Annotated in this window: 22 protein-coding genes and 2 pseudogenes; 10 read left to right on the plus strand and 14 right to left on the minus strand. The window is 72.5% G+C overall.

Going from position 1 to position 18,444, the window contains the following annotated elements:
* Positions 1–19 precede the first annotated feature (19 nt).
* Positions 20–700 (plus strand): hypothetical protein, encoded by a 681-nt coding sequence (locus tag B0E53_RS38905; RefSeq protein WP_246835152.1) that lies wholly within the window; start codon positions 20–22, stop codon positions 698–700.
* 42 nt (positions 701–742) lie between these two features.
* On the opposite strand, the gene B0E53_RS01130 is transcribed toward B0E53_RS38905, so the two are convergent.
* From B0E53_RS01130 to B0E53_RS01155, 6 genes are all read right to left on the minus strand, one after another.
* Positions 743–2,110, minus strand: coding sequence for a pyridoxal-dependent decarboxylase (locus B0E53_RS01130; protein WP_107074210.1), 1,368 nt, complete (start codon positions 2,108–2,110; stop codon positions 743–745).
* Between the two features lie 77 nt (positions 2,111–2,187).
* Positions 2,188–2,385 (minus strand): hypothetical protein, encoded by a 198-nt coding sequence (locus B0E53_RS01135; protein WP_107074211.1) that lies wholly within the window; start codon positions 2,383–2,385, stop codon positions 2,188–2,190.
* Positions 2,386–2,599: 214 nt separating this feature from the next.
* Entirely contained in the window at positions 2,600–3,436 is an 837-nt protein-coding gene (locus B0E53_RS01140) for a peptidoglycan-binding domain-containing protein (RefSeq protein WP_210405847.1), read from the minus strand.
* A gap of 62 nt (positions 3,437–3,498) precedes the next feature.
* Positions 3,499–4,242 (minus strand): hypothetical protein, encoded by a 744-nt coding sequence (locus tag B0E53_RS01145; protein ID WP_146167537.1) that lies wholly within the window; start codon positions 4,240–4,242, stop codon positions 3,499–3,501.
* 102 nt (positions 4,243–4,344) lie between these two features.
* Complete coding sequence (locus tag B0E53_RS01150; RefSeq protein ID WP_107074213.1) at positions 4,345–4,833, minus strand: SRPBCC family protein; 489 nt, start codon at positions 4,831–4,833, stop codon at positions 4,345–4,347.
* The gene (locus B0E53_RS01155; RefSeq protein WP_210405848.1) at positions 4,830–5,153 is read right to left on the minus strand and encodes a metalloregulator ArsR/SmtB family transcription factor; all 324 of its coding nucleotides are present in this window, start codon (positions 5,151–5,153) and stop codon (positions 4,830–4,832) included. Before B0E53_RS01155 ends, B0E53_RS01150 begins: the two co-directional genes overlap by 4 nt.
* Before the next feature lie 74 nt (positions 5,154–5,227).
* Here B0E53_RS01155 and B0E53_RS01160 point away from each other — a divergent pair, with 74 nt between their 5' ends.
* Together B0E53_RS01160 and B0E53_RS01165 are read left to right on the plus strand one after the other, a co-directional pair.
* Entirely contained in the window at positions 5,228–6,373 is a 1,146-nt protein-coding gene (locus B0E53_RS01160; protein ID WP_107074215.1) for a sensor histidine kinase, read from the plus strand.
* Positions 6,370–7,032 carry a response regulator transcription factor gene (locus tag B0E53_RS01165; RefSeq protein ID WP_107074216.1) on the plus strand — a complete coding sequence of 221 codons (663 nt, stop codon included), beginning with the start codon at positions 6,370–6,372 and terminating at the stop codon, positions 7,030–7,032. The genes B0E53_RS01160 and B0E53_RS01165 overlap by 4 nt, the downstream gene beginning before the upstream one ends.
* A gap of 36 nt (positions 7,033–7,068) precedes the next feature.
* Here the strand turns inward: B0E53_RS01165 and B0E53_RS01170 are convergent, their stop codons facing one another.
* Positions 7,069–7,491: a DUF6223 family protein gene (locus B0E53_RS01170; protein ID WP_107074217.1), complete on the minus strand. Its 423-nt coding sequence runs from the start codon at positions 7,489–7,491 to the stop codon at positions 7,069–7,071.
* Positions 7,492–7,648: 157 nt separating this feature from the next.
* Positions 7,649–8,710 (minus strand): saccharopine dehydrogenase NADP-binding domain-containing protein, encoded by a 1,062-nt coding sequence (locus B0E53_RS01175; protein ID WP_107074218.1) that lies wholly within the window; start codon positions 8,708–8,710, stop codon positions 7,649–7,651.
* 98 nt (positions 8,711–8,808) lie between these two features.
* Between B0E53_RS01175 and B0E53_RS01180 the strand changes: the two genes are divergently transcribed.
* Positions 8,809–9,759, plus strand: a complete 951-nt coding sequence (locus B0E53_RS01180; protein WP_107074219.1) for a helix-turn-helix domain-containing protein — start codon at positions 8,809–8,811, stop codon at positions 9,757–9,759.
* 88 nt (positions 9,760–9,847) lie between these two features.
* On the opposite strand, the pseudogene B0E53_RS01185 reads toward B0E53_RS01180, so the two are convergent.
* Both B0E53_RS01185 and B0E53_RS01190 read right to left on the minus strand, forming a co-directional pair.
* Positions 9,848–11,286: pseudogene (locus B0E53_RS01185) on the minus strand (RICIN domain-containing protein).
* The gene (locus B0E53_RS01190) at positions 11,277–11,678 is read right to left on the minus strand and encodes a hypothetical protein (RefSeq protein WP_107074220.1); all 402 of its coding nucleotides are present in this window, start codon (positions 11,676–11,678) and stop codon (positions 11,277–11,279) included. Before B0E53_RS01190 ends, B0E53_RS01185 begins: the two are co-directional and overlap by 10 nt.
* Positions 11,679–12,276: 598 nt before the next feature.
* Here B0E53_RS01190 and B0E53_RS01195 point away from each other — a divergent pair.
* Together B0E53_RS01195 and B0E53_RS01200 are read left to right on the plus strand one after the other, a co-directional pair.
* The gene (locus tag B0E53_RS01195) at positions 12,277–13,479 is read left to right on the plus strand and encodes a serine hydrolase (RefSeq protein WP_210405849.1); all 1,203 of its coding nucleotides are present in this window, start codon (positions 12,277–12,279) and stop codon (positions 13,477–13,479) included.
* A 61-nt stretch (positions 13,480–13,540) separates the two neighbouring features.
* Complete coding sequence (locus B0E53_RS01200; protein WP_107074222.1) at positions 13,541–13,960, plus strand: PPOX class F420-dependent oxidoreductase; 420 nt, start codon at positions 13,541–13,543, stop codon at positions 13,958–13,960.
* Positions 13,961–14,002: 42 nt separating this feature from the next.
* On the opposite strand, the gene B0E53_RS01205 is transcribed toward B0E53_RS01200, so the two are convergent.
* Together B0E53_RS01205 and B0E53_RS01210 are read right to left on the minus strand one after the other, a co-directional pair.
* The gene (locus B0E53_RS01205; protein WP_246835153.1) at positions 14,003–14,473 is read right to left on the minus strand and encodes a PPOX class F420-dependent oxidoreductase; all 471 of its coding nucleotides are present in this window, start codon (positions 14,471–14,473) and stop codon (positions 14,003–14,005) included.
* Entirely contained in the window at positions 14,470–15,063 is a 594-nt protein-coding gene (locus tag B0E53_RS01210) for a dihydrofolate reductase family protein (protein WP_107074223.1), read from the minus strand. The genes B0E53_RS01205 and B0E53_RS01210 overlap by 4 nt, the downstream gene beginning before the upstream one ends.
* A gap of 89 nt (positions 15,064–15,152) precedes the next feature.
* On the opposite strand from B0E53_RS01210, the gene B0E53_RS38910 reads away from it, so the two are divergent.
* The 4 genes and pseudogenes from B0E53_RS38910 to B0E53_RS01220 all read left to right on the plus strand — a co-directional run bounded on the left by B0E53_RS38910 (position 15,153) and on the right by B0E53_RS01220 (position 17,758).
* Complete coding sequence (locus B0E53_RS38910) at positions 15,153–15,605, plus strand: helix-turn-helix domain-containing protein (protein ID WP_246835154.1); 453 nt, start codon at positions 15,153–15,155, stop codon at positions 15,603–15,605.
* A pseudogene (locus tag B0E53_RS38915) lies at positions 15,602–15,706 on the plus strand (hypothetical protein); the annotation flags it as partial. The gene B0E53_RS38910 and the pseudogene B0E53_RS38915, both read left to right, overlap by 4 nt.
* Positions 15,707–15,879: 173 nt before the next feature.
* Positions 15,880–16,434, plus strand: coding sequence for a hypothetical protein (locus B0E53_RS38920; protein ID WP_246835155.1), 555 nt, complete (start codon positions 15,880–15,882; stop codon positions 16,432–16,434).
* Between the two features lie 94 nt (positions 16,435–16,528).
* On the plus strand, positions 16,529–17,758 hold the full coding sequence (locus B0E53_RS01220) for a helix-turn-helix domain-containing protein (protein ID WP_107074269.1): 1,230 nt from the start codon (positions 16,529–16,531) through the stop codon (positions 17,756–17,758).
* A gap of 4 nt (positions 17,759–17,762) precedes the next feature.
* Here B0E53_RS01220 and B0E53_RS01225 read toward each other — a convergent pair whose 3' ends face one another.
* A complete protein-coding gene (locus tag B0E53_RS01225; RefSeq protein ID WP_107074224.1) occupies positions 17,763–17,993 on the minus strand; it encodes a potassium transporter TrkA in 231 nt (76 codons plus the stop codon).
* Between the two features lie 54 nt (positions 17,994–18,047).
* A complete protein-coding gene (locus B0E53_RS01230; RefSeq protein WP_107074225.1) occupies positions 18,048–18,272 on the minus strand; it encodes a hypothetical protein in 225 nt (74 codons plus the stop codon).
* Positions 18,273–18,444: the final 172 nt, after the last annotated feature.

Consider the following 18,444-nt stretch of genomic DNA (forward strand, 5'->3'; position numbering starts at 1 on the left):
AGGACGGCTCGGGGGGCGGATGTCGGACGCAGCGCGGTGGACCGGGCCGGGCCGGCCCGAAGACGTGGTGGAGCTGCGGGTGCACGGGGCCTCCGGCGCGAGCGCCGGCGAGGTGCTGGACACGCTGCAGACCGAGCAGGTCGCGGGCGACCGCAGCGGTGGCTTCTACCGGACCCGCCGCCGGTCGTCGGGCGACGGCGCGCGGGTGACGCGGGAGGCGTACCGCTGGGGCGACCTGCCCTCCGGAACCATGGCCCGGACCCTGTTGTTGGTCTTCCTGCTGCCGTTCATGCTGGTCAACGTGGCGATCTGGATGCGCCCGGCGAACCGTGGTTCCGACGCTGCCGTCCGGTCCCTGTGCCGGCTGCTGGCGCTCACGCTCACCGCCCTGTACGTGCTCGCCGTCGCCGGCGTCGCCCTGGACCTGATCGCGTGGAAGTGCCTGGCGTCGCCGCGCTGCCTGGCCGGGCGCGGATGGTTGTCCTGGCTGGGCGGGCGGCCGGCCGGATTGCGGCTGGCGGTGCTGGCGCTGGTGCCGGCCGCGGCCGTCGCCGTCACGCTGGCGGTCGTCGCCGGAGCGGTCCTGGCCACCTGCGCGGTCCTGCTCTGCACGCCCCCGCTGATCGACCGGCAGGCCACCGACCGGCGGCTCGACCGGATCACCGGCGCGCTGCGCAGCGTGCTGATCCCCCGGGTCTAACCCCGCCCTGGCCGGACCCGGCCCGCCGGGTTGCGGTCGACGTCAGGCGGCGAGGCGGGTGATCGCGGCCACCGACCGGTCCACGTCCGCCTCGGTCGTGGTCGCGTTCGACACGGAGAGCCGCATGAGGCGCCGGCCCCGCCACGTCGTACCGCCCGCCCAGCAGGTGCCGTCCGCCTGCACCGCCGCCACCACCCGGTCGGTGCGCGCGTCGTCGCCGAAGCCCACCAGCACCTGGTTGAGGACCACCTCGTTCGCCACCTCGAACCCGGCCGCGGTCAGGCCCTCGGCGAACCGGCGGGCCAGCGCGCAGCACCGGTCGACCACTGCCGCGACCCCGTCGCGGCCCAGCTCGCGCAGTCCGGCCCAGACGGCGAAACCCCGCGCGCGGCGCGAGGACTCGGCGGTGAGGTCCGCGCCCACCGGCGCGCCGCCGGAGCCGACCAGGTAGGCGGCGGCGTACGACATCGCGGCCGCGTGCACGTCGGGCCGGGTGCAGAACGCGAAGGCCGAGTCGTACGGCAGATTCAGCCATTTGTGGCCGTCGCAGGCCAACGAGTCCGCCAGTTCCAGCCCGTCGACCAGATGCCGCCGGGCCGGGCTCGCCGCGGCCCACAGTCCGAACGCCCCGTCCACATGCGCCCATCCACCGTGCCGGTGGACCAGCTCGCACGCCTCGCGCAGCTCGTCGCAGGCCCCGGTGTTCACGTTGCCGGCCTGCAGGCACACGATGGTGGGTGCCGGGGCACCGGCCCGCAGCAGGGCCCGCAGCGCGCCGACGTCGATGGCGCCGTTCGGCCCGGCCGGCACCGGCTCCACCACGTCCACCCCGAGACCCAGCAGACGCAGCGACCGGTCGATGGTGCCGTGCCGCTCCTCCCCCGCGATCACCCGAATCGGCGGCGCCCCGAGCAGCCCACGCCGTTCCACGTCCCACCCCGCGTCGGCCAGCACCTGGTGCCGGGCGGCGGCGAGCCCGGCGGTGTTCGCCGCCTGCGCCCCGGTGACGAAACCCACCGACGCCGACGCTGGAACCCCCAGCAGCTCCTTCAGCCAACCGCCGGCGGCCGCCTCGGCCGCGATGGCAGCCGGCGACGTGACGGCGTTGAACGCGAGCTGGTCCCAACCGGCGGCGAGGATGTCGGCCGCGGTCGCCGCCGGCAGCGCGCCGCCGACCACGAACCCGAAGTACCGCGGGCCGGCGCTGGCGACCAGGCCGGGCTCGGCCGCGGCCAGCAGGTCCGCCAACACCTGCTCCGGCGGGCAGGGCGCGGCGGGCAACGGGCCGGCGAAGGCGTCGGCCAACGCGGCCTGGTCGATCGGCACGCCGACCGGCCGATCCGGCAACGACCGCCGGTATGCCGCCGCGTGGTCCGCGGCCAGACGGAACAGGTGACTCAGTTCCTCCACCGCCGCACCCTATCCCCGTACCTCCTCTTCTCCTGCCAGGCGTGCTCGCCCGCGAAACGGGTGCGGCGACGGAGGAGTCAGGCGGGGGTGGCGGGCTGGCACAGCCGCTCGCCGGTGGTGGGATCCTGGCACAGGTAGCCGCTGGCCGTGTGCATCCATCCCCACAGCCAGTCCTTGAACAGGGGTTGCCGGCAGTGCTGGCAGGTCGACCTCTGCCGTTCCTCGGGCTCGGGTTGTTGAACCTGAGCCCCGGTCTCCGATTCGGTCGGCTCCACCGCTGTGGTTTCCGGCCGTCGCTGCGGGCGTGGGATTGACGGTGCATGCTCAACCATGAGTACTTCCTGTGCTGTTCGAGTGGACCGGGCGGCACCTCGGGCCCTGAACCTCCAGTTTCCGCCCGCCCCGGGAAGGGTGCTTCCAGCGTTCTCTGCACAAGAAGAGCGCTGTGGGTCCCGGTGCCGTTACGCGTTCCTGCTGCGACAGCTCCGATCAGCTCCGCTGGTACTCCTCCCAGGTGAGCACGGGGCTCACGGCCGGCCCGTCGTCGGGGCCCCGGTTCGCCAGCCCGTTGAGCCCGAGGTAGTAGTCGCCCGCCTGGTGCTGCGCCGGCGCCGACTGGTCGGTGTCGGCCAGCGCCACCGCGTGGATGTGGTAGGGCCAGTTGCCCTGCGCGGGCGTCCGCAACCAGGCCGCGAAGCCGACCCGGCGCAGATGCCGTACCACCGTCGTGCGGTAGGTGCCGGACATGCCGTCCACCGCGAGGTCCAGCGCGCCGCCGCCGTCGTGGGTGCCGGCCGAGGTCGGGTCACTCGTGCTGTACGAGCCCTGGCTGATCGCCAGTTGGCGGCCGAGCAGCCGCTCGGCCTCCAGCAGCATCGCCCTGGTCCGGCTGTTCACGCGGACGCCGCGGAAGTCGAGGACACCGCCGGGGGTCAGTGGCCGGACCACGGTGAAGCGCTGGTCCCCCAGTGTCCGCAGCGAGGTCAGCCCCGGCAGGCCCGTGGCGTCGAGGCCCGCGTACCCCAGAGATCGCTGGTAGGCGGCGTACGCCGCCACGGTGCTGGTGCCGAAGTGACCGTCCACGTACGTGGCGACGAGGAGGCCCCGGTCCCGCAGCGCCCGCTCGACGAGGAGAACGCTGTCCCGGCTGCCGGCGGTGATCGCGGTGTCCGCACGCCGCGGGTCGATCTGCGCCGCCTTGATCAGCGCCTCCATGTCGACCTCCGGCAGGGCCGCCCTGCCCGGACCCGCCCCGAGCAGCCCGGCACCGACCGCGCCGAGCGTCGCCGCGGCCGCACGGCCGAGCAGGTGCCTCCGGTCCAGCACGGTCTCCGCCGGCCGGTCGCGGTGCCCGGGTCGCCGCCCCGGCGCGGCTGGCGTTCCCGGCATCACCAGGCCGCCGGCAGGTAGGCGACCGACCAGCCGCGGTAGGAGCCGTGGTCGAGGTACCCGGCCACACCGACCCCGCCGCCGACGGAGGTGCCGATCACCTTGCCCTGCCCCAGGCTGATCGCCACATGCCCGGTGCCCACCGAGTTGTGGTACCAGACCAGCGCGCCCCGCGGCGGGATGCCGGAGCTGTTCAGGTAGCCATGGCTGCTCTCCCAGTCACCGCCGATCTCCGCGGTGTTCCAGCCCGAGCCGCCCCATCCGTACGCCTGGGCGACGAAGGCCAGGCACAGGTTCTCGTAGGCGGTGGAGCGGTACCGCTGGAAGGCCCAGTCGATCGCGCCGTTGGCCGATCGCGGGTTCGCCTTCGACGACGGCTCGTCGCCGACGTAGGCGCAGCTGTTGACGACCTGGCCGTCCGAGCCGGTGTGCACGTAGGCGTCGGAGACCATGCCGCCGCTGGACAGCAGGTCCCACAGCGTCGTCGTGCCGTAGGTGCCAGTCACCGACTGGCCGTTGGTCTGGCACAGCAGCGTGACCGTCGAGCCGTCGGACACTGTGCGCCAGGCCGCGTAGCCGGTCCCCGGCCCGGACCGGACGCTCAGCGCCGTACCCGAGGTGTTGATCATGCCGGTGGCCGAGTCGGCGTACGCGTACGCCGTGCCCGGCACGGCCCCGATCAGGACGACGGAGAGCGCGGCGGCGGTGACCGCGGCGACCGGGCCGCGCGGTCGCCCACGCAAGACATCGACAGTCTTCCACATAGCTGAGGAAGTTAGCGGCTGCCCGCGGCCCGGTCCACGCCCGATTGGATATTCTTGCCGTGGATGCTGATTGACCCGAAACTAACCTTCATCCGCTCCGGTGAACAGTGCGGCGTACCGGGTGAGGTAGAGCGGCCATCCCTCCTCGTGACCGACGCCGTCGCCGACGGCCTGCCAGCCGGGACCATGCCGGTCGAGGTGGCGGTGCTCCAGCTCCACCCGGGTGCGTTGCGGGGTCTCGGCGACGAAACGGACCTCGACCTCGCTGGTGTTGTCCGGGTCGGTCTCGACCTGCCACCGGGGATCGATGTCCCAACTGAACACGACCCGGTTCGGCGGTTCGTAGGCGAGCACCCGCGCCCAGCGGCACTCGCTGCCGTCGACACCCCGGTCGTAGATGTGGCCGCCAACCTTGGGCTCGAACACCGTCTCCGCGATCGCCGCACCGAGCAGGTTGTGCTCCGGCGGCTTGAAGTCACCGAACCGCTCGGTGAACACGGTGAACGCCCGTTCGAGCGGCGCCTCGACGACGATCTGCCTGCGGACCACTGCGGCTGTTGTTCCGGTCATGGGGTCTCCTCGGTCGGTTCTTCGACGACGTCCTGATAGCTGTCCAGCGCGCGGCGCCAGAACGTCTCCAACTGGTCGCGCAGCGCGGCCACGCCCGCCGGATTGAGCCGGTAGACCCGGCGGGTGCCGGCCGCCTGGTCGGTGACCAGCCCGGCGTCCTTGAGGACCTTGAGGTGCTGGGATACCGCGGGCCGGCTGACCGGCAGTTCGTCGGCGAGCTCGCCGACGGCGCGGGGCCGCTCGGCCAGGCACGCGACGATGGCACGCCTGGTGGGATCACCCAACGCGTCCCAACCATCGGCGGTTCGGTAAGTAGCCACGAACGGTACGCTACGACTTACCGATGCGGTGCGTCAAGGTCACGCGCCGGCCGGGGCGGGTTACGCTTTGACGCATGTGGACGGGGCGGCGGCACGGCCGGGTGGCGAACGTGACCCTGGTGCTCATGGTCGGCCTGATCGCCCTGGTCGGTCTCGTGGTGCAGTCGCGTGGCATCGACACGGCCGCCGAATGGGCGGCGCTGTCGGCCGTGCTGGCCTCCTCCGCCGTGCTGTACCTCCGTCGCCGCCATCCGGTGGCGGTGGGCGTGGTGGCGCTGGCCGCCGTCGCCGCGTACGGGGCGCTGCTGCACCGCCCCGGGCCGATCATGCTGGTGTTCGTCGTGGCGCTCTACACCGTGGTCGACGAGGGGCACCTCGCCGTCGCCATCGGGCTCGGTCTCGCCTCGGTGGCCGCCTTCGCCCTCGCGGACAGCTACGGCAGAACCGGGAACACCGGGAACGGAGCGACGCTGCTGCACGCCGGGTGGCTCACCGCCGTCATCGTCGGCGTGACCCGCAACCGCCGGGCCTACCTGGCCGAGGCGCGGGCCCGGACGCTCGCCGCGGAACAGCGGCTGGAGGAGGAGGCCCGGCGCCGGGCCACCGAGGAGCGGCTGCGGATCGCCCGCGACCTGCACGACGCCCTCGGCCACCACCTCTCGCTGATCAACGTGCAGGCCAGCGCCGCGCTGCACCGCCCGGACCCCACCCGGTCCGAGCAGGCGCTCACCGCGATCAAACAGACCAGCAAGGAGATGTTGCGGGAGCTGCGCGGCACGCTGGGCGCACTTCGGCAGGAGGGCGAGGCGCCGACCGCGCCGGCGCTCGGCCTGAACCGCCTCGGCGAGCTGGTCACCACGGCCGGGCGGTCCGGGCTGGCGATCCGCACCGAGGTCGCCGAGATCCGGCCGCTGCCGCCGGAGGTCGACCTGGCGGCGTACCGGATCGTCCAGGAGGCGCTCACCAACGTGACCCGGCACGCGACCGCGACCGCCGCGGTGGTCCGGGTCCGGCCCGACCGGGACGACGTGCTGGTGGAGGTCGAGGACGACGGCACCGGCGGGCCGGGCGCGCCCGGCAACGGGATCCTCGGCATGGGCGAGCGGGCCCGCGCGTTGGGCGGTTCGCTGACCACGGGTTCCGGGCCGGACGGCGGCTTCCGGGTTTGCGCCCGCCTGCCGCTGCGGCCGGGCCCGGTGCCGGCGGGAGACCCGGCGTGATCCGGGTGCTGCTCGCCGACGACCAGACCCTGGTACGCGCCGGGTTCCGGTCCATCCTGGACGGTGAGCACGGTATCGAGGTCGTCGGCGAGGCCGCCGACGGCGCCGAGGCGGTGCGCCTCGCCCGGCAGCTGCGGCCGGACGTCGTCCTCATGGACATCCGGATGCCCGGGCTGGACGGCCTGGCCGCCACCCGGGAGATCGCCCCGAACTCCGCCATCCGCGTGATCATCCTGACCACGTTCGACCTGGACGACTATGTCTACGGCGCGCTGCGGGCCGGCGCGAGCGGCTTCCTGGTCAAGGACACCGAGCCGGCGGAGCTGATCCACGGGGTGCGGGTGGTGGCCCGCGGTGACGCGCTGATCGCGCCGGCGATCACCCGCCGGCTGATCGCGGAGTTCACCGCCCGGGCCACCCACCCGGACCCGGGGCCGCGGCTGACCGCGCTCACCGAACGGGAGCGGGAGGTGATGGCGCTCGTCGCCGCCGGCCTGTCCAACGACGAGATCGCGGCGCGTCTGGTGCTGAGCCCGGCCACCGCGAAGACGCACGTCAGCAGGATCATGACCAAGACCCAGGTCCGGGACCGGGCCCAGCTGGTGATCCTCGCGTACGAGTCCGGCCTGGCCGTTCCCGGCTGGCTCACCCGCTCCTGACCACGACGTCCCGGCGCCACGGCCGGGCCGGCCGGTTCAGGCGGCGCGGCGGGAGCGCGTCAGAGCCAGCCCACCGAGGACGACGGCGATCAGCCCCACCACCAGGGCCACGTACGCGCCGCCCAGCCCGTTGCCGGTGCCGACACCACCGTCGGAGGTGGCCGCGACCAGCCCGCCGAGAGCCATGCCGATCAGCCCCGCCGCAAGGGCCCCGGTGGCGCCGAGCCGCCCGGACGCGGTGCCGACACGACTGGTGGGGCGGGCCAGCGCCAGCCCGCCGATGATCACGCCGGCCAGGCCCAGCAGGGCGGCGAGGCTGGCGCCGAGTCGCCCGGCGCTCATCGTGTAGGCACTGGCGGCGATCGGCTGGGCCGAGACGTGCGCGGCCGCCGGTGCGGCGAGCCCGAACGCCCCGAGCGGGACGGCGGTGGCGACGGTGAGCAGGTGACGGACGTTCATCGGGGATCCCCTTCGCTGGCATGACGAGTACCTGCGGCAGCGTATGTACCGGAGTGGTCCCGGGTCGTCATGCCGGAGTTGCCGATGGGCCTACTACCCGGGTTGCGCGCGCTCGGGACGCCGTACCACCGGGGTTGTCCCGCCGGTGGCGGGGCGATCAGGCGAACTGCGGCGCGCGGGACTCGTGGCAGGGTTCGAGCGAGAGGTAGGCGGACAGCGCGCGGAGGAAGTCGGGCGCGTCGAAGATCTGGCCGGCGGAGGCGACGCCGCACGTCCTCGTCCGACCGCTGAGGATGCGCCGGACCGCCTCGACCGCCAGCGGTGCGCTGATGGCGTAGATGTCCTGGCCGTGGGCGACGACGCGTCGTCGCGTGTCGCCCGAGCGCACGATGACGTCGACGGTGAACGTCTGTGCGGACCGGCCGAGCTCGTCGACCGGGGCCGGCGCGGGGGTGTCCGGACCGGCCAGGTCCTGGGCCGCGTCGGTGGTCATGTAGGTGCGCACCTCGGGGATGGACAGGTGGCTGGGCACGGTCACGACGTCGGCCATCGTGAACCCGTCGAGGACGGTCCGGCGGCCCAGCGGAGCGGGGAAGTCCCATTCCAGGGTCGGCAGGGCGCTCTCGTCGACGTGATACTCCAGCCGGCCACCGGTGTAGCGGACCCGTCGGCCGGCGCGCCGCTCCCGGGAGACCGTGCCGGAGGCGAGGGTCCCGGCAGTGGGGTGCCAACTGCTCAGTCCGTACGCGACGTGCGCCTCGTCGGCGGCCGTCCAATCGCCCATCGCCGTCGTGACCAGCAGGTCGCCGAGTCCGCCGAAGAAGGCCATCGCCGGGACCACCGCGAGGCCCGCGGTCCGGGCGCGGTCGGTGAAGTGCGCGAACGTGTCGAGGTTGGCCTCGATCTCGGCCGCCACGTCCACGTACGGGATCCCCGTGCGGAGCGCGGCCTCGATCACGGGGGCCGCGGTCGAGGCGAACGGTCCGGCGCAGTTGACGACCGCGGCCGCACCCGTCAGGGCCCGGTCGAGCGAGGCCGGGTCGTCGACCGACGCCACCCGGTGTTCGAGCCCCGGATGCGACGCCGCCAGCGCCTGGAGCCGGCCCGCGTCACGACCGACGAGAAGCGGGACGAACCCGCACTCGCGCAATTCCGTCACCACGAACCGCCCGGTGTGTCCGTACGCGCCGAACACCGCCACCGTCTGACCCGAATCCATCCGCGGTTCCTCCCTCGAAAGATCGACTGGGAAGAGCCTCCCAGCAGCGGCCGGCCCCGGACAGTGTCTGGAACGCCATGCCCCGTACAATTTCGGACATGGCCACTGTCGCGCTCGCCGCCACCGACGCGATGCTGCACTTCGAGCTCGCCATGGCCTGCGAGGTCTTCGTCCGCGACCCCTCCGGCCTGGCCGACCCGTGGTACGACCTCGTGGTCTGCGGCCCGGGCCCGGTCCGGGTCGGCAGGTTCCGGATGGAACCCGACGACGGGTTGGACCGGCTCGCCCGCGCCGACACGGTGATCATCCCCGCGGTGGAGGACATCGACGCGGACCTGCCACCCGACCTGCTCGACGCCGTCCGCGCGGCCCACGAGGCGGGCGCACGGATGGTCTCGCTGTGCACCGGCGCGTTCGTGCTGGCCGCCGCCGGGGTGCTGGACGGGCTGCGCGCCACCACGCACTGGGCCCACACCGAAGCGCTGGCCGCCCGCTACCCCCGGGTGCGGGTCGACCCGGACGTGCTCTACGTCGACAACGGCAACGTGCTCGCCTCCGCCGGCAAGGCCGCCGCGATCGACCTGTGCCTGCACCTGATCCGCCGCGATTACGGCTCGACGGTCGCCAACGCCGTCGCCCGGCGCCTGGTCGTGCCCCCGCATCGCGCCGGCGGCCAGGCCCAGTTCGTCACCACCCCGGTGCCCGCCCGTGACGACCATCCCCTCGGCAACCTGGTTCCCTGGGCGCTGGAACGGCTGGACCGCCCGCTGACCGTGGAGGACCTGGCTCGCCAGGCGAACATGAGCTCGCGCAACCTGGCCCGCCACTTCAAGTCGGTAGCCGGCACCACCCCGCTGCAGTGGCTCTCTTCGCAGCGGATCCGCCGGGCCCAGGAGCTGCTGGAGAACACCGACGACAGCATCGACGCCATCGCCCACCTGGCCGGCATGGGAACCGCCACGACGCTGCGCCGGCACTTCAACCGCACCGTCGGCGTACCCCCGGACGTCTACCGTCGCACCTTCCGCAGCGCCTCGCCCTCGGCCTGAGCAACCGACGGACGGGAACGGTCAGCGGACGTCGACCCGACGCCGAATCGGCCCGGCCCGGCCGCGGCGGGCCGGGCCGGGAAAGCCCCTACCGGATGGTCCACCGCTGGTTCGCCGCGGCGGTGCAGGTCCAGAGGATGACGGTGGTGCCGTTGCCGGTGGCCGCGCCGTTGACGTCGAGGCAGAGGCCGGACTGCTGGGCCCGGATGGTGCCGTCGGCGTTCCGGCTCCAGCGCTGGTTGCCGCCGCCGTTGCAGTCCCAGATCACCGGCTGGGTGCCGTTGGCGGTGTTGCTCTGGGAACGTCCAGGCAGCGACCGGAGGCCGCCCCGACCAGTGCGCCGCTGGTGGCCGGCGGCGGGGTGGTGCCCCCGCCGCTGACCCCGTAGACCACCGTGCCGTGTGCGGGGACGCTGGCGGAGATGGCGCCACCGGTGGTGCTGGTGGCGTTGGTCCAGGCGTCGAGCAGGGTGAAGCTCGTGCCGGTCTTGCCGACGGCGGCAGCGGTGGTCGAGATCGTCGTGGTGGCGCTGCCCTGGTTGAACAGCGCGACCGCGACGTCACCGTTGGCCAGCGTCTTGGCCAGCACGCGTCGGGTGCCGTCGAAGGAGACCTGGGTGGCCTGCAGGCCGAGGCTGTCCTGGTTGATCGCGATCAGGTTCCGGTTGGTCAGGATGCTCTGGGTGGCCGACGACATGGAACGGACGTCGTTGCCGGCGATCAGCGGCGCCGCGAGCACCGCCCACATCGCGAAGTGGCTGCGCATCTCGGTGTCGGTCATGCCGCCCCGGCCGACCTCCATCATGTCCGGGTCGTTGAAGGCGCCGGGCCGCGCGTACCCGGCCAGGGGCACGGTGACGTTGATGATGTTCTGGATGCCCATCGGGTAGCCGTTGGTCTGGCCGGTGTCCCAGGCGTTGGTGATGTCCTCGGTGGTCCGCCACATGTTCGCCACGTCGCCCCAGTTGCGCTGCGGGCCGGTCTTGGCGTGGATGCTGTTCGGGTTGATGCTGTAGACGATGGGCCGGCCGGTCACCGCGAGGGCGTCCCGCATCCTGGCGAAGGTCGCCACCTGCTGGTCGATGGTGCCGTTGGGCGAGCACCAGTCGTACTTGAGGAAGTCCACGCCCCAGGCGGCGAACTGCCGGGCGTCCTGCGCCTCGTGCCCCTGGCTGCCGGTGGCACCTGGATACGAACCGAAGTACTGCGCGCAGGTCCGGTCCACCGGCACCTGGTAGAGGCCGAACTTCAGGCCCTTGCCGTGCAGGTAGTCGCCGAGCGCCTTCATGCCGCTGGGGAATCGACCGGGGTCGCCCTGCAGATTGCCGGCTGCGTCGCGGTTCGGGTTGAACCAGCAGTCGTCGACCACGACGTACTGGTAGCCGGCATCGCGCATTCCGCTGGCGACGATGGCGTCGGCGGACTGCCGGATCAGTGACTCGTTGATGTTGCAGCCGAACGAGTTCCAACTGTTCCGGTCGCTGAACCGTCCACCGGAGACCTCACCGCCACAAAGGCTCAGCCGCAGTTGCCCCAGCTGGACCGGCCGGCGCTCTGCCAGCTGGTGCCGTACAGGACCTCACCGCGGTACATCACACACTTGTCGACGGCGGAGCGCTGGATCGCGGCGTAGTACTTGAAGCTGCCGGAGTCGTCGACCCAGGAACCGCCCTCCACCCGGATCTCCGCGGAAACCCCGGTCGTCGAGCCGACCGCGACCCGCTTGAGGGTGGCGACACAGTTGTATCCGCTCGCGCTGTTGTACATCAGGTAGACGTCGCCCACCTTGGTGCCGTCCGACGAGTAGATCGACCGGTGGCCGTCACTGGCGTAGGCCCACGAGCCACCGAAGTCGTTGTTGCACGCCTGTGCCGCCGTGAACGGATTCGTCGCTGCCTGCGCGGGCGAAGCGAGTGTCACCGTGGCAACGGTCGCGGCGAGAATCGCAGTGGCCAGCCGTCGCGCTGATCCGCTCACACATTCCTCCAAAAGCTCTGGCGCGGAGACCGCGCGCATGAGTCTCCATGATCCCACAATGGACGGCCGGCAAGATCACTGGCTCCTTCGGCGCCGCGTCGGCCTACCTCGGCGCGACACCCGCCCCGAGCACGCTCGGTGGTCATGTTCACGAGCTGCGCTGTTTGTTCGGCGGATCCAGCAGAACGTCACCTCGTCTGTCATCATTCGCCGCGTGTCAGCCAGAACGAAAACCTTTCCACTGTTCGCCTGATGACACGACCTGGCGATATCTGTTCGCCACCATTTCCACGAAATGAACGGCCGACTGCCCGCCCATCCCTTCCTGACCTCGCCGCGCGGTTCCGGTGGAGGCCGGAGGACATCCCGACTGTGCCGATTCACCGTCACCAGCGCCGATCGTCATACGGCCGGAGCCTCGCGCAACGGCACAAGGCGGCCGAAGGAGTGCCCCGGGGCCGAGGCCGGAATTCTCGCCCTCGCGGGACCAGTTTCTGCAACTCGGCCGTGCCCGCCTGGTTGGCGATTACCGTGCATTGACGTGACCATCATTCGCATTGTCGCGGTGGCGCTCAGCGCCTTCCTCGCCGCGCCCGCCGTGGTGTCCACGTCACCGGCGCGGGCGGCCGCGCCGTACGTGCCCTGCCCGGCCGTGAAGCCGCCGGTGCCCCCGCCCGCCGCACCGTCGCCGCCACCGGTCGGTCCCGCCGACCTGGCCGTCGGAGGTGAGTCGCTGGCGACGGCGGGACTGTCCGTCCCAGCCGGTGCGCCGATGGCCCCGGCGGTGACCGCCACCTCGTGGGTCGTGGCCGACCTCGACAGTGGCGCGGTGCTGGGTGGCTGCGGCCCGCACGAACACCGGACGCCGGCCAGCGTGCAGAAGATGCTGCTCGCCGCGGCCCTGATGCCCCACCTCGACCCGACCCAGGTGGTCGAGGTGACGCCGGCGGACCTGCAGGATCTCGACCCTGCCAGTTCGGTGATGGGGCTGGTGCCCGGCGGCCGCTACTCGATCGAGAGCCTCTGGCTGGGGCTACTCCTCAAATCGGGAAACGACGCCGCCAACGTGCTGGCCCGCGTCGGGGGCGGCGCCGCCGGCCGGCAGGGCGGCGTGCAGGCGATGAACGACGAGGCGCACCGCCTGGGCGCCAACCAGACCCACGCGGCGACACCGTCCGGCCTGGACGGTCCGGGACAGTACACCAGCGCGTACGACCTGGCGCTGATCGCCCGCGCCGCCTACGCCCGCGCGGACTTCCGGCGGTACATCGCCACCCGAGTGGCGGAGATACCGGCAGAGCCGGGACGGCCGGGCTTTTCCATCACCCACGACAACACTCTGCTGGACCACTACCCGGGGACGCTCGGCGGAAAGACGGGCTTCACCGATCTGGCACGGCAGACGTACGTGGGGGTGGCCGAGCGCGACGGCCGGCGGCTCGCCGTGACCCTGCTCGGCGCGGAGACCGCCCCGCTGGGCAGCCTGGGCGAGGCCGCGGCGCTGCTGAACTGGGGTTTCGCGCTCTCCCCCGACGCGTCGGTCGGTCGCCTGGTGGCCCCGGACGACAGGAAGCACGACCGTCCCCTTGCCCAACTCAGGGCCGAGCAGCACGGGCAGGCCCGGGCCGCGCGGTCGTTGCCGTGGGTGATCATCTCCGGCTCGGGTGTCGCAGGCGCCCTGGCCGTCCTGCTCCTGGCGGCCCCTTGGCGACGGGGGGCGGCGCGCGCGGCGGCCAAACCGTAGCCGGCCCGATCGGCCCGGCGGTTGCGTACATTGCGAAGGTCACGCTGCCGCGAGGAGAACAATGTCGAGACCGCCGCTGCCGGAACCTGCGATCACCATGCTGCGGAAGGCGAACCCCGCCGTCATCGCCACCCTCCGGCCCGACGGTCAGCCGGTCTCCGCGGCCACCTGGTACCTGTGGGACGACGGCCGGATCATGGTGAACATGGACGAGGACCGCCGCCGGCTGGACCATCTCCGCAACGACCCCCGGGTCACCCTGACGGTGCTGGACGAGCAGGCCTGGTACACCCACGTCACAATCGTCGGGCGCGTCGTCGAACTCCGCGACGACGAGGACCTGGCCGACATCGACCGGCTCGCCCAGCAATACACGGGGAGGGCCTATCCACGGCGCGATCGCCGGCGGGTCAGCGCTCTGATCGAGATCGACCGCTGGCACGGGTGGGGTGCGCTGAAGGACAACAACCAGGTCGGCTGACCCGGCGTCGCATAGTCGAATCGCGGCCCGTGCCGCTGCCGTTCAGGCGACGCCCATCTGCTGCCGCTCGGGTTCGATGACCGCCACGACGCGCTCGTCGCCTCGCGGGTACGGCTGGCCGGTGTACTTGGTGGCCAGCTGGTCGACGATCGTCCAGGCCACGTCGCCTTCGAGCCACTCGATGACGCGGCCGCGTACGACGACCGGCTGGAACGGGTCGTCGGCCGGTGTCAGGGAGAGCGCGACCCGCGGGTCGCGGCGCAGGTTGCGGGCCTTGCGGGTGCCCGGTCCGGTGTAGATCACGACGTGGTCGCCGTGCGTGCCGATCCAGACGGGGGTGCAGTGGGGTGCGCCGTCGGGCAGGACGCTGGCGAGGTGGGCGATGGAGGTGCCGTCGAGCACGCGGCGCACATCGGGGTCGAGCATCGTGATCATCTCCTGGCGTGGGTTCGCGGTGGGCTTGTGGCGGTGGTTCTCGGCGGGGGACGTGGCTGTGTCGGCGACCGGGGTCATCGCTCGACCGCGTAGTGGAGGTGGGTGACGCCGGGTGCCGCGACGGCGTCGACGAGGCGGAGGCGGACGTGCTCGGGGAGAGCCTGGAAGAAGGGCCGGCCGCCGCCGAGCAGGACCGGCACCTGGTGGAGGATCACCTCGTCGACGAGCCCCGCCGTCAACGCCTCGGTCACGACGCCGCCGCCCATGAGGCCGACGTCCTTGTCGCCGGCGGCCTGGCGGGCCGCGGCGATCGCGTCCGCGATGCCGGTGGTGACGAGGGTCTGCCGCTCGGTCATCTCCGGTGCCGGCCGGTGGCTGAGGACGAAGAGCCGGGCCGTCGGATGGGGGCTGCCGCCGCCGAAATGGTCGGAGTCCTCGTACGTGTTGCGGCCCGCCACGACCGCGCCCACGCGCCCGGCGAGGGCGTCGAAGACCCGGGCGCTGGGTTCGCTCAGCCGGAACCCGTCGAACACCTGGCTGGGCGTGTCGCCGTCGAAGTACCAGTCGAAGAGCATCGTCGCGTCGCCGAGCCCACGCCCGGCGCCGGGCTCGCGGCCCGTGATGTAGCCGTCGACCGAGACGGCGTGGGCGCTGAAGACCTTGCTCAAGTCCGTGATCCCTCCTGGAGTTCCTTCAAGAGACTCTGACCATAACAGCCTCAGTTCCTTGAGGGAACCCTGATTGCTAGACTGGTTCCATGCAGCGCACGGACTTCAGCAAAATGGCGTGCTCGATCGCGCGTACGCTCGACGTCATCGGGGAGCCCTGGTCGCCGCTGATCCTGCGGGACGTATGGGTCGGGCTCACCCGGTTCGAGCAGCTCCAGGGCGACCTCGGGATCTCGCGCAAGGTCCTGACCGAGCGGCTGAACCACCTCGTCGACCAGGGCGTGCTCGAGCGCCGTCCCTACGACCAGCGACCGCGCTACGAGTACGTCCTGACGCAGAAGGGCGCCGAACTGGTCGACCTGCTCATGGTCATGACCAGCTGGGGAGACAAGTGGCTCGCCGGCGAGGCGGGCCCGCCCGTGCTCTACCGCCACCACGCGTGCGGCGAGGTCAGCGGCGTCGACCTGCGCTGCGCCCACTGCGGGGAGCCGATGCACGCGAACGACGTCGACCCGCTGCCCGGCCCGGGTGCAGCCGTGTGACCGCCACCGGCCCCAACCGGCGGGGTCCCGGGCTGCGCCGCAGCGAGGTCGCGACACTGGCCGGCGTCAGCATCGAGTACTACTCGAAACTCGAACGCGATGCCCTCGCCGGCGTCTCCCCCTCCGTCCTGAACGCCATCGCCCGCGCTCTGCAGCTCGACGACGCCGAGCGGGCACACCTGCTCGACCTCGCCCGAGCCGCCGACGGCACCAGCGCCCTCATGCGCCCCAGCCGCCGCACCGCCCGGCAGTGGTCGGTACGCCCCAGCCTGCAATGGACCTCGACGCGGTCACCGCCGGCCCCGCGTTCGTCCGCAACGGCCGCCTGGACCTGCTCGCCGCCAACCAGCTCGCCCGAGCCTTCTACGCCGAGGTGTACGCCCAGCCGCACCACGGCGCCAACATCGCCCGGTTCACCTTCCTCGACGGCAGGGCGCACCGCTTCTACCCCGACTGGGAGCAGGCCGCCGACGTGTGCGTCGCGATCCTGCGTACCCAGGCCGGCCGCGACCCCCACGACAAGGACCTGCACGACCTCGTGGGCGAACTCTCCACCCGTAGCGACGAGTTCCGCAGGCGCTGGGGAGCCCACGACGTCCGGCACCACGACACCGGCGCCAAGAACTTCCACCACCACGTTGTCGGCGACCTCACCCTCGCCTACGAAGGGCTGGAGATGGCCGCCGAACCCGGCCTCACCCTCACCATCTACACCGCCGAGCCCGGCTCCCCCTGCGAGGACGCCCTGCGCCTGCTCGCCTCCTGGGCCGCCTCTCAGGAAACGGACACGGAGGCACGGAACACGGTCGCCGAGGGCAGCACGAGCTGACCGGGCTCTCGCTCCCGTCGGGCGTCGTGCCTGCGCCCATAGGCTGGACGAATCGGGTCGGTGTTCGGTGCCGGCCCCGCCCGGGGAGACCGCGATGACCGAGAGCGCCCGCCGACCGGCTCCGGCCGGGGCCCGCGGCGATGACGGGTGGCTGACCGAGGTGGCCCGCGAGGCCAGCGCCGACGCCGGCGGCGTGCCGGTGGAGTTGCTCGGCGACTATCTACGGCTGTTGACGGACGCGGCGGTGACCGGCCGCCGGCCGCGCCGCGGCGAACTCGACGCGGTGGGGGCGCTCGGCCGACGCGCCGCCGAGCAGGGCGTGTCGGCGGGCCGGGCCGTCCGCCTCTACCTGTCCGCGGCACGGCGGCTCTGGCGGCACCTGCCGCACCTGGCCCGTTCCACCGACAGTGAGGCGGTACGCGCTGCGGCGGACGCCGTGCTCCACGTGGTCGACAGCGCCGTGGCCACTCTCGCCGAGGGCTATGCGGCGGCCCGGCGGGAACTGGTTCGCCGGGAGGAGACCCTGCGCCGGGAACTCGTCGACGACCTGCTGCGTGGGGACTCCGATCTCGGCGGGTTGGTGGAGCGGGCCGAGCCGTTCGGGCTGGATCTGGCCCGGGTGCACCAGGTCGCGCTCGCCGCACCGGGTCATCGGCTGCCGGACACCGAGGCGGCGATCAGCGCCCTGGAGCGGGTCATCTTCGACCGGTTGGGTGACCGGGACGTGCTGGTGGCCACGAAGGAGGGGTTGCTCGTGGTGATCGCCCCGGCGGATACGGTGACGCCCGACCGGGCCGGGGGCGACGGCGGGTCGGTGGCGGATCTGGGGCGGATGATGCACGGCGAGTTGGACCGTCTGGTGCGGGGCCGGCCGTGGCAGGTGGCGGTGGGTCGCCCCCACCCGGGGCTGTACGGTATCGCCCGCTCCTATGAGGAGGCCCGCGAGGCGCTGACGACGGCGCGGCGACTGCACGCCGACACACCGGTGATCGACGCTCACGACCTGCTCATCTACCGCGTCCTGCTGCGGGATCAGGCGGCGATGGTGGACCTCGTGCGGGCGGTGCTGACACCGCTGAGCCAGGCCCGGGGCGGCGCCGAGCCGCTGCTGGACACCCTGATCGAGTACTTCGCCTGCGGCGAGGTCGCCACCGAGGCGGCCCGCCGCCTGCACGTGTCCGTCCGCACCGTCACCTATCGGCTGGACCGGGTCCGGGCGCTGAGCGGCTACGACCCCGCCGATCCGCGGGACAGGTTCACCCTGCACGCCGCCGTACTCGGGGCGCGGGCCCTGGACTGGCCGCGTCGGCCGCTGCCGGCGTAGCGGGTCAGGCCGGGGCGGCGACCAGTTCCGGGAAGCCGAGCAGGGCGGCCAACGCGTTGGCCTCGGTACGGGTGAGGGTGATGCTGATCATGCTGTCGGGATCGTCGGGGTCGTCGTGGACGACGTCTCGGCGGTCGCCCACCTGGTACTCCACGATGCCGATCCGGCGGCCCTGTCCGGTCGTGAAGGTGTGTCGTACTCCGATGCCGGGCAGCGTCGTGCGTTCGATGTTCACAGCGAGAGCTCCTTGCGGGACGGCTGCCCAGGGCCGGCCGGGAGCGGGTCGGCGCTACGGCAACGCGATGGACGGTCGAGCGGCTGTCCCGCCCTCCGGCGGCGCCCGATCGGCCGACCAGGCGGGAACGCAGCCCGCAATGGCGCGGTTCAGCCGGACCACGATGCACACGCCGAGCGCGCAGCCGGCGCGAACCGCCGCGACGACAACCGCCAGCACGGCCCGCATCGACAGCGCGAGGGGCCGCTCGACGCCGATGGGGTGCTGTCGGTTACGCATGCGGCCACCATAGCGTCATCCGAAGACCGCTCCGAGGCCCGACACAGGGACGTCGCCGGGAAGCCGGCCCGGATCGCGGACCGCCACGAGCGGTGACGACAGCCGGACGCGAAGCGATGGCGTTCGCCGGCGGCCGGCAATCAAGCGGGCTTTTATTGGTCGGTCACGTGCA

It is taken from the genome of Micromonospora sp. MH33 (assembly GCF_003013775.1).
Lineage (GTDB): Bacteria > Actinomycetota > Actinomycetes > Mycobacteriales > Micromonosporaceae > Micromonospora > Micromonospora fulviviridis.

Excerpts from the sequence above, each read along its gene's own strand:
- B0E53_RS38905 (WP_246835152.1), top strand. The coding sequence starts at position 20 with ATGTCGGACGCAGCGCGGTGGACCGGGCCGGGCCGGCCCGAAGACGTG.
- B0E53_RS01150 (WP_107074213.1), bottom strand. The coding sequence starts at position 4,833 with ATGACCGGAACAACAGCCGCAGTGGTCCGCAGGCAGATCGTCGTCGAG.
- B0E53_RS01160 (WP_107074215.1), top strand. The coding sequence starts at position 5,228 with ATGTGGACGGGGCGGCGGCACGGCCGGGTGGCGAACGTGACCCTGGTG.
- B0E53_RS01170 (WP_107074217.1), bottom strand. The coding sequence starts at position 7,491 with ATGAACGTCCGTCACCTGCTCACCGTCGCCACCGCCGTCCCGCTCGGG.
- B0E53_RS01175 (WP_107074218.1), bottom strand. The coding sequence starts at position 8,710 with ATGGATTCGGGTCAGACGGTGGCGGTGTTCGGCGCGTACGGACACACC.
- B0E53_RS01180 (WP_107074219.1), top strand. The coding sequence starts at position 8,809 with ATGGCCACTGTCGCGCTCGCCGCCACCGACGCGATGCTGCACTTCGAG.
- B0E53_RS01200 (WP_107074222.1), top strand. The coding sequence starts at position 13,541 with ATGTCGAGACCGCCGCTGCCGGAACCTGCGATCACCATGCTGCGGAAG.
- B0E53_RS01205 (WP_246835153.1), bottom strand. The coding sequence starts at position 14,473 with ATGACCCCGGTCGCCGACACAGCCACGTCCCCCGCCGAGAACCACCGC.
- B0E53_RS38910 (WP_246835154.1), top strand. The coding sequence starts at position 15,153 with ATGCAGCGCACGGACTTCAGCAAAATGGCGTGCTCGATCGCGCGTACG.
- B0E53_RS38920 (WP_246835155.1), top strand. The coding sequence starts at position 15,880 with ATGGACCTCGACGCGGTCACCGCCGGCCCCGCGTTCGTCCGCAACGGC.
- B0E53_RS01220 (WP_107074269.1), top strand. The coding sequence starts at position 16,529 with ATGACCGAGAGCGCCCGCCGACCGGCTCCGGCCGGGGCCCGCGGCGAT.
- B0E53_RS01230 (WP_107074225.1), bottom strand. The coding sequence starts at position 18,272 with ATGCGTAACCGACAGCACCCCATCGGCGTCGAGCGGCCCCTCGCGCTG.